This is a genomic window from Sphaerisporangium flaviroseum (genome assembly GCF_039537005.1).
In the GTDB taxonomy this organism is placed as follows: domain Bacteria; phylum Actinomycetota; class Actinomycetes; order Streptosporangiales; family Streptosporangiaceae; genus Sphaerisporangium; species Sphaerisporangium flaviroseum.
The window spans coordinates 897,105-910,692 of record NZ_BAAAZR010000002.1; the positions used below are offsets into that span (position 1 = coordinate 897,105).

The window sequence follows — 13,588 nt, forward strand, 5'->3', positions numbered from 1 at the left end:
GAGGTCTCTCTCGCGGGGCGACGGCATTTCTCCCGGTCCTGGGGCCGCGGACCCCGGCTCCAGGACCGTGCCACCGGCGGTCAGGCCGGCCGCGTACGTCGACGACTCCTAGTAGGCATCGTCGTCATCGTCGTCCCAGTCGTCGTCGTCGCCTCGAAGGCGGGAGGCCGGGGCCGCGGCGGTGAGCAGGGCGACCGTGAGCAGAAGGCCGGTGGCGATGAGTCGTCTGAGCATGGAAATCACTCCGTAACCAGGTTCTTCTGTAGCCCTCGGGGCGAGCCCTGGGCCGACGGAGCGTCGCGTTGGGTTCCCGGGATACGCCAGTACGGCGCGGTACAAATCCACCCTAATCACGACATCTCACGCCGGTCACCCGGGCGGAGGCAAATCCGCAGCATGGGTTGGGGCAAGGCCAGGACGCCGCTCGCGACGCGCCGCACGCGAACCAGTCCACGCGTCCATCGACCGCTTAACCTGCAGAAACAGATACACGCGCCCTGGCGGCGGGTCTCGCGCGACAACGGCACATCGGAATGAGGTCCCGCATGGAATCCGTCAACGTCGCCGAACCTGAAGGGTCCTTCGGGAGCGGGGACTCCCCGACGCGGCTGCCGAGGCCACGGGGCCCGGTCAGCGCCCGCCTCTTCGAGCTGCTGGCACGCCCGCCGCACGAGCTCGGCGAGGTGAGCATCCCCGCCACCGGCCCGCCCCTGTGGGACGAGGACCTGCAGATCGCCCTGTACGCCTGCTACGAACTGCACTACCAGGGCTTCGACGGGGTCGACGAGCGGTGGGAGTGGCAGCCCTCGCTGCTGCGCGTCCGGGGTCTCATGGAGCGGCGGTTCGAGGACGGGTTGTCCGCCGTCGTGCGCCGCCCCGACCCCGTGCCGGCGGACCGGCTTCCCCGGGCGCTGGGCGAGCTCGCGGCGGCGGAGAGGTACTCCCCGCTCGCGGAGCACCTGCGCCACGAGGCCGGACGAGGGCGGTTCCGCGAGTTCGTCGTGCACCGGTCGATCTACCACCTGAAGGAGGCCGACCCCCACACGTGGGGGATTCCCCGGCTGCGCGGCCACGCCAAGGCGGCGCTGGTGGAGATCCAGGCCGACGAGTACGGTGGCGGGCGCGCCGAGCGGATGCACGCCGAGCTGTTCCGCGCCACGATGCGCGGCCTCGGCCTGTCGGACGCCTACGGCGCCTACCTCGACCGGGTCCCGGCGATCACCCTGGCGGTCAACAACACAATGTCGCTGTTCGGGCTGCACCGCAGGCTCCGGGGAGCTCTCCTCGGCCATCTCGCGGCGCTGGAGATGACCTCCTCGCTGCCCAACGCGAATTACGGCCGCGGCCTGCGGCGTATCGGCGGCGACGCGAACGCGGCCCGCTTCTACGACGAGCACGTGCAGGCCGACGCCGTCCACGAGCAGATCGCCGGGCACGACATGTGCGGATCCTTCGTCACCGCGCATCCCTCCCTGGCCGGCGACGTCCTGTACGGGGCCGCGTGCTGCCTGGCACTCGACCGTCTTTTCACCACGCACGTCATGAAGTGCTGGGAACACGGGGTCAGCTCGCTCCGCGAGGAGGAGGCGGTGTGAGAGACCTCGACTACGTGCTCCCGCTCCGATGGTCGGGCGACGACCGGCTGGAGGAGCTGACCGCCTACCTGCGCCGGCTGAGCACGTACGCGCGGGTCGTGGTGGTCGACGGCTCGGCGCCCGGCCTGTTCGATCGGCACGCGCGGGCCTGGCGCGGGCTGGCCGAGCACGTGCGGCCCGACGCCGACCTGGACTTCCTCAACGGCAAGGTGGCGGGGGTCATCACGGGGCTGCGCCGGGCCGTGGCGGAACACGTCGTGATCGCCGACGACGACGTCCGCTACGACGAGGCCGCGCTCGCACGGGTGGACGCGCTCCTCGGCGAGGCGGACCTGGTGCGCCCGCAGAACCACTTCCGCCCCCTGACCTGGTACGCCCGCTGGGACACCGCCCGTACGCTGCTCAACCGTGCGTTCGGGGCGGACTACCCCGGCACGTTCGGCGTGCGCCGGTCGGCCTTCCTCGCGATGGGCGGATACGACGGGGACGTGCTGTTCGAGAACCTGGAGCTCATCCGCACGGTCCGAGCGTACGGCGGGCGCGAGTGCCGTCCCCGCGACCTGTTCGTCGCGCGCGTCCCGCCCGGCCTCGACCGCTTCGTCTCACAGCGTGTCTGGCAGGCGTACGACGACCTGGCCCAGCCCGCCCGCATGGCGCTCTTCCTGTCCATCCTGCCCGCCCTGACCGTCACGCTGTGGCGGCGCCCTCGCGCGGTCCTGGGCTGCGCGGTCCTGGTGACCGCACTCGCCGAGATCGGCCGGCGCCGGGGCGGTGGGTGCCGGGTCTACCCGTTCACCAGCGTCCTGCTGGCACCCGGCTGGGTTCTCGAGCGAGCGGTGTGCAGCTGGGTGGCGCTCGGCGCCCGGCTCACCGGCAGGGGCATCCCTTACTGGGGACGGCGCATCCACGTGGCGGCGCACTCGGTCCGCCGGCTCAGCAGGGCAGGGGACCGCCCCGGACGCCGGCCCGGCCTGGAGCGTCAACCGGGCGGCGAGGGCTCGCCCGCGGCGCGGAAGCCCACGACCTTGTGCGATCCATCGCAGAACGGCTTGACCGACGACCGGCCGCAGCGGCACAGCGCCACGGTCGCCCGCCCGGGATCGATCGGACGTCCGTCCTGAGTGAGCAGCGTGAAGGGGCCGCGCACCAGAAGCGGCCCGTCCTCACAGGCGGTCACCGTCACCGGTCCGTTCCCACAGGCGGTCCCCGGCCCGTCCCTGCCGACCGGCTCGCCCTTGAGGCCCGCTTCCGGCCCAGCGAAGTCATGCCGCACGCTGGGACGATGCCCGCCCAAGACCGGCGAAAACCCCGCGTAGCTCATGATCGACAGAGAGGGTGCCGCCGAGCGTGCCTCCCGTACTCCGCGCCCGCCACGTCGTGGAAATGGTTTGACATCAACTTAAGTTGAGGTTCTAAAGTCGGTCATGTATCACCGGTGAGGGTCGTGGACGGAGACGCCCGGTGATGTCGCGCGCAGTCGACGACTCCGACACGGGATCCGGTGGTGGGTTATGGATATGGAAGTGACCGCGTGGCATTCGCTCTACCACGCGATGAACGCGCAGGAGGAGCGGCGGCCGTTCTCGAGGGTCACGTTGCGGCGTATCGGCAGGTTCGCCGCGCCGCATCGCCGGATGCTGGTGTGGTTCCTGATCTTGAGTGTGGTGTCGGCGATGCTCGCGGTCGCCTCACCGGTGCTCGCCGGTCGCGTCGTCGACGCGATCGTGCACCGGTCGGCGCTGGAGACCGTTTTCGGGCTGGCCGCGCTCATCGCCGTGATCGCGCTCCTGGACGCCGGGCTCGGCCTGCTCACGCGCTGGCTGTCGGCCAGCCTCGGTGAGGGGCTGATCCTCGACCTGCGCACGTCGGTGTTCGACCACGTGCAGCGCATGCCGATCGCCTTCTTCACGCGGACGAGGACCGGCGCGCTGGTCAGCCGCCTGAACAACGACGTCATCGGCGCCCAGAGGGCGTTCAGCGACACCCTGTCGGGCGTGGTCAGCAACCTGGTGATGCTCGCGCTGACGCTCGTCGTGATGATCGGCATCTCCTGGCAGGTCACCTTGATCGCGCTGGTGCTGCTACCGGTGTTCGTGCTGCCCGCGCGGCGGATGGGCGCACGCCTGGCGCGGCTCCAGCGAGAGGCGGCCGACCACAACGCGCTGATGAGCACCCAGATGACCGAGCGCTTCTCCGCGCCGGGCGCGACGCTGATCAAGCTGTTCGGCCGGCCGGCCAAGGAGTCGGCGGAGTTCGCCGAGCGGGCGCGGCGGGTCCGCGACATCGGGGTGCGCACGGCCATGGTGCAGTCGGTGTTCGTCACGGCGCTGACACTGGTCTCCGCGCTGGCCCTGGCGGTCGTCTACGGTCTCGGTGGCTTCTACTCCCTGCGCGCCCAGCTTGAGCCCGGGGACGTGGTCGCGCTCGCGCTGCTGCTCACCCGGCTGTACGCCCCGCTCACGGCCCTGGCCAGCGCGCGGGTCGAGGTGATGAGCGCGCTGGTGAGCTTCGAGCGGGTCTTCGAGGTGCTGGACCTCAAGCCCTTGATCGTCGACAGGCCCGGCGCCCGCCACGTGCCCGAAGGCCCGGTGTCGGTGGAGTTCGACAGCGTCCGGTTCGCCTACCCCTCGGCCGACAAGGTGTCGCTCGCCTCCCTTGAGGAGGTCGCCACCCTCGACACGCGGGGCGGTGTCGATGTGCTGCACGAGGTGTCGTTCCGCGCCGAGCCGGGCCAGATGGTGGCGCTGGTCGGCTCCTCCGGAGCGGGGAAGTCGACGATCGCCCAGCTCGCGGCGCGGCTCTACGACGTCGACGCCGGCGCCGTACGACTGGCGGACGTGGACATCAGGGACCTGTCCGCCGAGTCGATCCGCGAGACGCTCGGCATGGTGACGCAGGACGGGCACCTGTTCCACGAGTCCGTCCGCGCGAACCTGCTGCTCGCCCGGCCGGAGGCGCAGGAGGAGGAGCTGTGGGACGCGCTGCGCCGTGCCCGGCTCGAGGACCTGATCGCGGGGCTGCCCGACGGGCTGGACACCGTCGTCGGCGAGCGCGGGTACCGCCTCTCCGGCGGCGAGCGGCAGCGGCTCACGATCGCCCGGCTGCTGCTGGCCCGCCCGCGGGTCGTGATCCTCGACGAGGCCACCGCCCACCTCGACTCCACCTCGGAGGCGGCGGTCCAGGAGGCGCTGGCCGAGGCCCTCGCCGGACGGACCGCCGTGGTCATCGCGCACCGGCTGTCCACCATCAGGGCAGCGGACCTCATCTTGGTGATCGAGGACGGCAGGGTCGTCGAGCGCGGCACGCATGTCGGCCTGCTCGCCGCAGGCGGCCGGTACGAGGAGCTGTACCGCACCCAGTTCGACCAGAACCGGACGGCCGGGGCCGTGGCCTGAGCGATCGGCGCCCGCAGGTCACCCCGTCCGGGGTGACCTGCGAAAACGCGTGTACGACAATAGAGAGATGGAGGGGCGCGACACGCGGTGGCTCTTCGCCGACCAGCTCGGCGACCACTTCCTCGACTCCTCCGATCAGCCGGTCCTGCTGGTCGAGGCGCGGTCGGTCCTGCGGCGGCGGCGCTTCCACCGGCAGAAGGCCCACCTCGTGCTCTCGGCGCTCCGCCACCGCGCGGCCGAGCTCGGCGACCGCGCGGTGTTCCTCAGGACGGAGACCTACGGCGAGGCCCTCGACCAGGCCGGCGGCCGGTTCACCGTCTGCCATCCGACCAGCCACGCGGCGGAGGCGTTCGTACAGCGCCGCGACGAGGTGACCGTGCTGCCCGCGCGGGGCTTCATCAGCACGGCGGAGGAGTTCGCCGCCTGGGCACGCGGCAGGGGCGGTAGGCGCAGGCTGCTGATGGAGGACTTCTACCGCGACGCGCGCCGCCGCCTGGACGTGCTGATGGACGGCGACGAGCCCGCGGGAGGCCGGTGGAACCTCGACGCCGACAACCGCCTCCCGCCGCCCTCGGAAGGCCTGGAGGTCCCCGGGCCCTGGCGCGCCGAGGAGGACGAGATCGACGAGGAGGTGCGCCACGACCTCGACCGCAGGGAACGTGACGGCGAGGTCGCCTTCGTGGGCAGGGACGGGCCCCGGACGTTCCCCGCCACCAGGACCGAGGCGGTGCGGGCTTTGCGGCACTTCATCACCCGGCGATTGCCGGTGTTCGGCCCCTACCAGGACGCCATGCTCTCGGCCGACCCGGTCATGGCGCACAGCATGCTGTCCCCGGCCATGAACCTCGGCCTGCTCGATCCGATGGAGTGCGTGCGCGCCGCCGAGGCGGCCTACCGGGCCGGGCGGGCGCCGCTGGCGAGCGTCGAGGGGTACGTGCGGCAGCTCATCGGCTGGCGCGACTACATCTGGCACCTCTACTGGCACTTCGGCGAGCACTACCGGGAGCTCAACCGTCTGTCGGCCAACGTGCCCCTGCCCGCGTGGTTCGCCGAGCTGGACGCCGACGCCGTCGAGGCGCGCTGCCTGTCCTGGGCGCTGAGCCAGGTCCGCGACACCGGCTTCACCCACCACATCGTGCGGCTGATGGTGCTCGGCAACTACGCGCTCCAGCGCGGCTTCGACCCGTCCGGGCTCACCGACTGGTTCCACCGCTGCTTCGTCGACGGGTACGAGTGGGTGATGGTGCCCAACGTGGTGGGCATGTCGCAGCACGCCGACGGCGGGATGCTCGCCACCAAGCCCTACGCCGCCGGCGGCGCCTACCTCAACCGCATGAGCGACTTCTGCTCGGGCTGCCGCTACCGCCCCGCCCGGCGCACGGGCGACGACGCCTGCCCGTTCACCGCCGGCTACTGGTGGTTCGTCGCCCGCAACCAGGACCGCCTCGAACACAACCCCCGCATGGCCCGCAGCGTCCACGGCATGCGCCGCCTCCCCGACCTCACCGAGGTGTGCGCCCACGAGTCGGAACGCGGGAACGAACCTCCCTAGGGGTGCAGGTCGCTCATCGTGGCGGGCTCAGGAGAGCTCGATCGAGGCCGGGCTCTCGATCGGGCCTCCGGCCAGGGCGGCGTCCATGCTGGGATAGATGTCGAACGCGGCCACCATGCCCGTCAGGTGCATGATCTTCCGCGGTGTCGGGCACAGGCAGCACAGCGCGCAGGTGCCACCACTGCGCCTGGCCGTGCCGCACGCCCTCACCAGCTGCCGCAGGCCCGCCGAGTCGATGAACTCCATGTGGGACAGATCGAACAGCAGCCGGGGAGCGGTGTCGCGGAGGGCCTCGTCGATGTTGTCGCCGAGATGGGACACACCGTTGCTGTCCACGTCACCGATGACGGTGATGACGGTGAAGTCGTGACGGTGTCCGCACTGAACCCTCAGCGGCATGTCCACCTCCCGGGCCGAGATCTCCCCCCAGTCTGTTACCGCCGGCACCCCGACACAAGTGTGTGCCGCCGGACTCGCCGTGTTTGAGGCCACGGCGCCGGTTAAGGCACCATGCGACCGCGGTACGCCAAGGCCACGGGGAAGATCTGGACAAGGTGTTCGCCGACGTGGCCGAGTACGGCCGGCCGCGCCGCGCCTCGATCGCCACCACCCTCCTCGAGGACCGCATCCAGCGCATGGGCGACGCGTGACCGGAGACGCCGTCCCGCCGCATGAGGGATGCTTGACCTCCGCGCTGGAAGGCCGTGCCGAACGAACCGAGGGATCGATGACGGACTCCGACCACCGCATCATCGCCGAACGGGTGGACCTGGTCCCGCTGACGGTGGAGGACGCCGAGGAGATGGCGGAGGTGCTCGGCGGGGAGGAGCTGTACTCCTTCATCGGCGGGACCCCGCCGACCCCGGAGGCCCTGCGGATCCGGTACGCCAAGCTGGTCACCGGCGGCCCGGGTGACGGCTCGCAGGACTGGTACAACTGGATCATCCGCCGCAGGCCGGACGGCAAGGCCGTCGGCACCGTCCAGGCGACCGTCGACGGCGGTGGCCGGCACGCCGAGGTCGCCTGGGTCGTCGGCCTGGCCTGGCAGCGCCAGGGCTACGCCTCCGAGGCCGCGAAGGCCCTGGTCGCCTGGCTCGACTCCCACGGCGTCACCCGCATCGACGCCCACGTGCACCCCGACCACGAGGCCTCCGGCGCGGTGGCACGACGCGCGGGCCTCGTGCCCACCGACGCCTTCCAGTACGACGAACGCCGCTGGACCCGCCGGCGACCAGCACGGACCTGAGACCGCCCCCTGGGTCCGCACGTCAAGCGCTGACGAGGAGCGGGCGGTCGCGAGCATGGGACCGCGGTCCGCACGTCAAGCGCCGAGGAGGAGCGGAGCGGTCGCCGACCCTTCCCGGGGACCGCGCGCGGTACCTGGTCGTCAAGCGCCCCCGCCCACCACGACCACGCCGCGCCCGGCGAACTCGGCGCGCCTGCCCGGCCTCCGATCACGACGACGTCCACATCCACGCTGCTCACACCGACCCATAACCATCTCGTCCGCGTCCCCCTTCCCGCCGAACCCCGAGCCGGTCTCTTCACCCGATCGAATGGCTCACTCCGCCTTCACCGCCTGAACGAATGCCAGCGATAAGGGGCCTTTCCGGTCACCGACCGGTCAGATGTCCGCTTGTTAATGCCCGCTCCGGCGCGTAACCCGTATGATTCCTCACATCGATCCTTCTGCGTTACGCACTGCGGGTGACATATCGCGGTATTGTCGTCTCTCTCGGATTAACCAGGGTGGCGAGGGCGTCACTCTGAGCGGATCGCCGACGACTCCCAGTACGACCGGCGTGCCGGGTGAAATGCACAGCGTGCATATCGAGGCTGATATTTGCGATGCGGGTGGGGTGATGAAGGTGGCCAGCCACGATGTGGACCGTGGAGCCGGATATCTTTTGTGGCCGGTCGGCCCCTTCAATGGCGGCTCGACACAGTGTGCCCGCCCGCGCTTTGAGTATCCCGCGATCGCGTCCGCCCTCGGGGCCCGCGCCCCGAACGCCCGGGGAGACCTGAGGCTCCAGCGCACCGGCTGACACCACTCGTCGCCATCCGCCGATTCCGCAGGTCTCCTAGCGGCTCTGGCCGCCACTCCCCGATCCGCCGGTCACGAGGGCGGAGGGGCAGGGGCCCAATTGTGGACTCCCGCACATCTCCGACCGTCGCCGGCCAAGGTCAAGACGGTATCCCCACTGGTTGCCTGCTCTTGAGTAAGAAATGTGATGTCTCATCCCTACGCCCTGACGGCGGCGGATCCACCTTCTCCTAATGTTCCTCCTGACCCCCTGCAATGTCAGGAGAACGCGGGGGAAGAGCGTGAAGTGCAGAACGGTCCGAGTTCCGCCCGGGGCGGCCACCCTAACGGCGCTTTCCGGCGGATGTTCCTGGCGTCGCTGTCCTCCGCGGTCGCGTTCCGCGCGCTGGGCGTCGTCTATCCATTGATCGCCCTGGGGGCCACGCATTCTCCGGCGATGGCGGGATGGGTGGGATTCGCCTGGACCATCCCCGGGGTCGTCGCGTACATCCCCGCGGGCGTCCTGGTCGATCGCTGGGGTCCCCGCAGGGTCATGCTGATCACCGAAGGCGTCCGCATCGCCTTCGCCGCCAGCGTGTTGGCCGCGGCGCTCACCGGCGGGGTGACGCTGATCCACCTGATCGTGGCCGCCTTCGTCGAGGGCACGATGTGGATCCTGTACTCGCTCGCCGAAACGGCGCTGGTCCCAGCGCTCGTCGACGACTCCCGGATCGACCGATCCAACGCGCGACTGGAGACCGGCTCCCAGCTGGCCGCGCTGGCGGGGCGGCCTCTTGGAGGGTTCCTGCTGGTGAGCGGGCCGGTGATGCCATTCGCGATCAATGTCGCCCTCTTCACCGGGTCCCTCTTCCTCGTGTGGCGCATCAGGGAACGCCGCGGCACGCGACAGCCGAGGGGACGCACCACCGGCATCAAGCTGTGGCCGGACGAGCACTTCCTGCGCGCCCTCGCCGTGACGACGCTCTTCACGAACTTCATGATCCACATGCTGATCATGGTCTTCATCACCGGTTCGGCGCAGATGTCCTCCACCACGGTCGGGCTCGTCCTTGCCGCCGGAGGCATCGGCGGGGCCATCGCGTCCAGCGTGGCCAACTGGATCACTCCACCCGGATCCATGCTCTTGCTGCAGATATGGACCTGGACGCTGGCTCTTCTCATCGCCGCGGTCTGGAGCGGGCCGGTCGGGTTCGGCATCGCCCTGTTCCTCAGCGGATGCATCGGCGGGCTCAGCAACGTCGCGCTGCGGAGCTTCGAGAGCCGTCACATCGACGAGGAGCGGCGTGCGCGCGTCGCGAGCGTCTCCAGGCTCGCCGGCCGCGTGGGCATGGCCGTCGCCGCCCCGCTGGGCGGGCTCTTCGTCCATTGGTTCCAGATGAAGCCCGCCGCGTGGATTCTCTGCGGTTTCATGGCCGTGGCCGCGCTGCTGGTCTCGTCCGTGCCGACCCTTCGCAAATGGTTCGGCGTCACCTGGAAGCGGGAGGTCGTCGCCACCTGACCACGAGCGGAACGCGCCCGGGGGCCGCGGGTTCAGGACCCCGGTGAACGGCGAGAGGGGGCGGACGCCGTGGAGGGCAGGGCGATCAGCCGGCGGGCCTCCGCGATGAGGCGGGCCGGCAGCGGGGGAGAGGCCGACTCCAGTGCTAGCCGGGCCAGATCCGCCGCGTCCCGCGTGTCGCCGGTCGCCTCCCTGACACGCGCGGCGTACATCAGCACCAGGTGGTCGTCGTCCGCCTCGTCCAGTGCCTCGGCGAGCTGCTGCTCGGCCTCCGAGAGGTTGCCGATGAGCGCGAGGGCGAAGGCGCGGGCGGCCCGGCTTCTCGGCCACTGCAGCGGACGTATACGCTCCAGATCCGTCAGCGCCGCGGTCGCCACTCCCATGTCGGCCGAGATCTCCCCGCGCGCACGGAGCGCCTCGGGGACGTTGCCCTCCTGGTCGAGCAGCCCGGTCAGCAGGTCTACGGCGGCCCGGGCATGGCCGTCGTACCAGAGCGCCCAGGCCAGCTGGGTGTGGATGCTGACGTCGTCCGGTAGGCGGTTCAGGGCCGTCTGCAGCTCTTGTACCGCGGTCGCCGGCCTGCCCTGCCGCACCCGTAGGCGTCCGATGGCCGCCAGGAGCTGCCCGACGGTCGTGGTGGCGCCCAGCGTCTCGAACAGGACCGCCGCCTGGCTGTAGTGGGCCAGCGCGCCCTCGATGTCGCCGCGCCGGTACATGACGTTCCCGCGGAAGGACTCGATCCTCGCCTGGAGCCGGGTGTCGCCGCCGCTCCGGTTCGCGGCCTCCTCGGCGCATTTGGCCGCCATCTCGTAGTGGCCGTCGCCCAGCGCCAGTACCGCGGTGCGCAGGTACTCCTCCGCGCCGGCGTCCCTTCGGATCGGCTCCTCGCCGGCGTCCTCCTGCGTGAGCGGGTCGACGAGCAGGTGGTGCGCCAGCTCATACCACCGCTTGCCCGCCTGGAGGTCGACGCGCAGGATGTGCCGGTCCAGCAGCACTCGCACGGTGGAGTTGGGGACGCCCGCCGTCGTCGTGCGGCCCTCGGGCACCTTCTGGAGGTTGCCGTGCTCGTCGACGAAGGTGCGCCGCAGCCAGTCGGTGAGCGCGGCACGGTCACCGGCGAAGTCGGTGCCCGCCACCTCCGTGATGCTGCGCCTGAAGTAGTCGGCGAGCAGCTCGTCCTTCTTGACGTGCCGCAGCAGATCGAGGTCGGAGATCACCGGCGTGTTCCCCGGCCACGAGCGCCACAACGCCGAGCAGACGACCTGGAGGCGGAACGGCTCCACGAATGGCAGCGGCCCCGGCTCGTAGAGCTCTTTGGAGGGGATGACCCGCTGCCAGGGCCCGCTCTCCGACTTGACCATGCGTAACTCGTTCACCAGGTGGTCGGCGACCCCGTCGGCGAACGACCGGCCGGTGCCCGCCAGCGGCCCCTCGGCGGCGCGCACCGCGCACGGGCGGCTCAGCGGCCCGAGAGGGAACCGTCCCCTGTCGAAGCCGGCGAGCTTGGGTTCGTATTCGATGAGCGTGTCCAGGTGATCGTCACGGATGGAGATCAGCAGGCGGAGGTTGGGGTCCTCGTCCAGTGCCTCCACCATCTGGGCGATGAACCACTCCCGGTGACGGCGGTCGGGCAGGGCGTCGCCGAACAGTTCCTCCGCCTGGTCGATCGCGACCAGGACGAGCACCGGATCGCCGTAGGGGTCCTCCCGGATGGGCCGCTCCTGGAGGAAGCCTCGCAACGTCAGGCCGGCCAGACGCGTCGGGCGCTCCTCGGGCGACCACGAGGACAGCAGACCGAACACGTGCGGATTGTGCTCGGGCAACGCGGCGATCGGGAACGCGGACGCGTGGGAGACCCGTCCGATCGGCAGCACGTCGGTCCGTTGCGGATCGAGCAGCGGAAGCACGCCCGCATGGATCAGCGAGGTCTTCCCCGCTCCCGAGGGCCCGTACAGGACCGTCATCCGGTTGCCCTGCCACAGGTCGGATATCTGCCGGGCCTCCTTCTCACGTCCGAAGAACTTGGCGCTCTCGTCCTGCCGGTAGGGCCGCACTCCGACATAGGGCTCGTACGCCGATGCCTGGTCGCCTGTCGTGGAATTCATCAGCTTGATTCCATCCGCCGCCGGAGTTCACCGCAGAAATCTTCGGCCGTCCCCCAGAAAACCGAGATCTTCCAGCCTTCGTAATGTCTGGTCATCAGATCTCGTATCTTGCGGACGTCGTTCTTCGGATTCGCAGAAGCCGGTGTCAGCTGAACGCTGACATGCCTGCGCCTGTTGATTCCGGGAACCGTTCGCGCCAGCCTGGTGAACAGGGCGCGAAAGGTCCAGTCCTGAAGGCTGTAACCCACGAAGAGAAGGGCCCGTCTGGTGAGCGCCGCCAATATCACGGGCGGAATCATGCGCTGGTCGTCATTGCGCCTGTCCAGGATGAGGCCGGACATGAATTCGATGTAGTCGTCCTCGGTGATGACGATCGACCGGGGGTCTTCCAGGCTGCCGTGCAAATGGTAGACCAGGGGAGTGTCGGGAAGCGGGTTCCATCCGGCCTCCCGATCTAGCAGATCGTGCGCGTAGCCGATGTCGTCATTCCAGGCGCACACGGCGGAGTTCGGCTTCTTGTCCGCCGAGGTCAGGGCTTGGACGATGAAGTCGTCGTAATTGGTGGTCAGGTAGACCGGGAGCGGAAGGCCGGCCAGCAGGCCGTGCGGTTCCAGCGGATCGGAGAAGTCGGGTGGTTCCGCATCGCTCAACCGGTCGCAGACGAGCTGCTTGACGTACACGGCGTCGCCGAACTTCACCGTTCCGAACTGCGTGACCTTCGTCAGGTCATGGGCGTCCGCGAAGGGGTAGTCCCATTCCCCGGCCAGCTCCAGGCTGAGCTGCCGCCCGGTGGGGAGGCTGGTGCCGCAGGCCCCCGCGCCGAGGAACGGTGTGCAGTCACCGTTCCTCAGCTGATACGTCAGCCGCTGCCAGTCGTCGTCGTCGACCTCTTGGATTTCGGGCACCCGTAACACGACCTCGCACTCTGGTGTCCTCTCGCGGTGTCGGCCACCGTGACGAGAGAACCTACCGGCCGGGCCGGTCGCGAACCAGGGGAGGTGCTGTGCTCGCTGTTCGGGCGAACGAGAGAGAAGAAAATTCGCCACACTCCTTTGTGGCGTGTCGGCGCCGAAAGGGCAACCCTTTCCCCCACATTGTGGGGTCGGATGCGGGGATCACCCGCCGCCATCGTGGAGTTCGATCGTGGAGTCGAAGCCGGCGGCCGGGACCGATTCCTCCTGCTGGGTGACGATCCGCAGCAGGGCTTTCTGCAGAGCGGCGCTGTCGACCCGCATAAGATCCCGCAATGGAATGCCGGTGGTGTCGATGAGGCCCGTGGGCTGTACTGCCGCTTCGGTCATCTGCGCTCCCGTGCTCGCTCGTGGCGGGGACACCCGGCCGCCCGGCCTGTAAAGGTGCCCAGATTCCGGTCGACCGAAATGGGGCGCCGGGTGCCGCT

At 70.0% G+C, this 13,588-nt stretch carries 11 protein-coding genes and 1 pseudogene; 6 read left to right on the forward strand and 6 right to left on the reverse strand.

Going from position 1 to position 13,588, the window contains the following annotated elements:
• Positions 1–108 precede the first annotated feature (108 nt).
• The gene (locus ABD810_RS10185; RefSeq protein ID WP_344937187.1) at positions 109–234 is read right to left on the reverse strand and encodes a hypothetical protein; all 126 of its coding nucleotides are present in this window, start codon (positions 232–234) and stop codon (positions 109–111) included.
• Between the two features lie 311 nt (positions 235–545).
• Here ABD810_RS10185 and ABD810_RS10190 point away from each other — a divergent pair, with 311 nt between their 5' ends.
• Positions 546–1,595: an iron-containing redox enzyme family protein gene (locus tag ABD810_RS10190; RefSeq protein ID WP_344937189.1), complete on the forward strand. Its 1,050-nt coding sequence runs from the start codon at positions 546–548 to the stop codon at positions 1,593–1,595.
• A complete protein-coding gene (locus ABD810_RS10195; RefSeq protein WP_344937192.1) occupies positions 1,592–2,716 on the forward strand; it encodes a glycosyltransferase family 2 protein in 1,125 nt (374 codons plus the stop codon). Before ABD810_RS10190 ends, ABD810_RS10195 begins: the two co-directional genes overlap by 4 nt.
• Here ABD810_RS10195 and ABD810_RS10200 read toward each other — a convergent pair.
• A pseudogene (locus tag ABD810_RS10200) lies at positions 2,680–2,916 on the reverse strand (hypothetical protein); the annotation flags it as partial. The gene ABD810_RS10195 and the pseudogene ABD810_RS10200 sit on opposite strands and share 37 nt — an antisense overlap.
• 190 nt (positions 2,917–3,106) lie before the next feature.
• On the opposite strand from ABD810_RS10200, the gene ABD810_RS10205 reads away from it, so the two are divergent.
• Together ABD810_RS10205 and ABD810_RS10210 are read left to right on the forward strand one after the other, a co-directional pair.
• Complete coding sequence (locus ABD810_RS10205) at positions 3,107–4,990, forward strand: ABC transporter ATP-binding protein (protein ID WP_344937194.1); 1,884 nt, start codon at positions 3,107–3,109, stop codon at positions 4,988–4,990.
• A 49-nt stretch (positions 4,991–5,039) separates the two neighbouring features.
• Positions 5,040–6,542 carry a cryptochrome/photolyase family protein gene (locus ABD810_RS10210; RefSeq protein WP_344937196.1) on the forward strand — a complete coding sequence of 501 codons (1,503 nt, stop codon included), beginning with the start codon at positions 5,040–5,042 and terminating at the stop codon, positions 6,540–6,542.
• 27 nt (positions 6,543–6,569) lie between these two features.
• On the opposite strand, the gene ABD810_RS10215 is transcribed toward ABD810_RS10210, so the two are convergent.
• Complete coding sequence (locus ABD810_RS10215) at positions 6,570–6,941, reverse strand: STAS domain-containing protein (RefSeq protein ID WP_344937198.1); 372 nt, start codon at positions 6,939–6,941, stop codon at positions 6,570–6,572.
• A gap of 328 nt (positions 6,942–7,269) precedes the next feature.
• On the opposite strand from ABD810_RS10215, the gene ABD810_RS10220 reads away from it, so the two are divergent.
• Together ABD810_RS10220 and ABD810_RS10225 are read left to right on the forward strand one after the other, a co-directional pair.
• Positions 7,270–7,788: a GNAT family N-acetyltransferase gene (locus tag ABD810_RS10220; RefSeq protein WP_344937201.1), complete on the forward strand. Its 519-nt coding sequence runs from the start codon at positions 7,270–7,272 to the stop codon at positions 7,786–7,788.
• Between the two features lie 1,084 nt (positions 7,789–8,872).
• A complete protein-coding gene (locus ABD810_RS10225; protein ID WP_344937204.1) occupies positions 8,873–10,084 on the forward strand; it encodes an MFS transporter in 1,212 nt (403 codons plus the stop codon).
• Between the two features lie 32 nt (positions 10,085–10,116).
• On the opposite strand, the gene ABD810_RS10230 is transcribed toward ABD810_RS10225, so the two are convergent.
• From ABD810_RS10230 to ABD810_RS10240, 3 genes are all read right to left on the reverse strand, one after another.
• The gene (locus ABD810_RS10230; protein ID WP_344937207.1) at positions 10,117–12,189 is read right to left on the reverse strand and encodes a tetratricopeptide repeat protein; all 2,073 of its coding nucleotides are present in this window, start codon (positions 12,187–12,189) and stop codon (positions 10,117–10,119) included.
• A complete protein-coding gene (locus ABD810_RS10235; RefSeq protein WP_344937210.1) occupies positions 12,189–13,094 on the reverse strand; it encodes an SIR2 family NAD-dependent protein deacylase in 906 nt (301 codons plus the stop codon). The genes ABD810_RS10230 and ABD810_RS10235 overlap by 1 nt, the downstream gene beginning before the upstream one ends.
• A gap of 210 nt (positions 13,095–13,304) precedes the next feature.
• The gene (locus ABD810_RS10240) at positions 13,305–13,490 is read right to left on the reverse strand and encodes a hypothetical protein (protein WP_344937212.1); all 186 of its coding nucleotides are present in this window, start codon (positions 13,488–13,490) and stop codon (positions 13,305–13,307) included.
• Positions 13,491–13,588 lie beyond the last annotated feature (98 nt).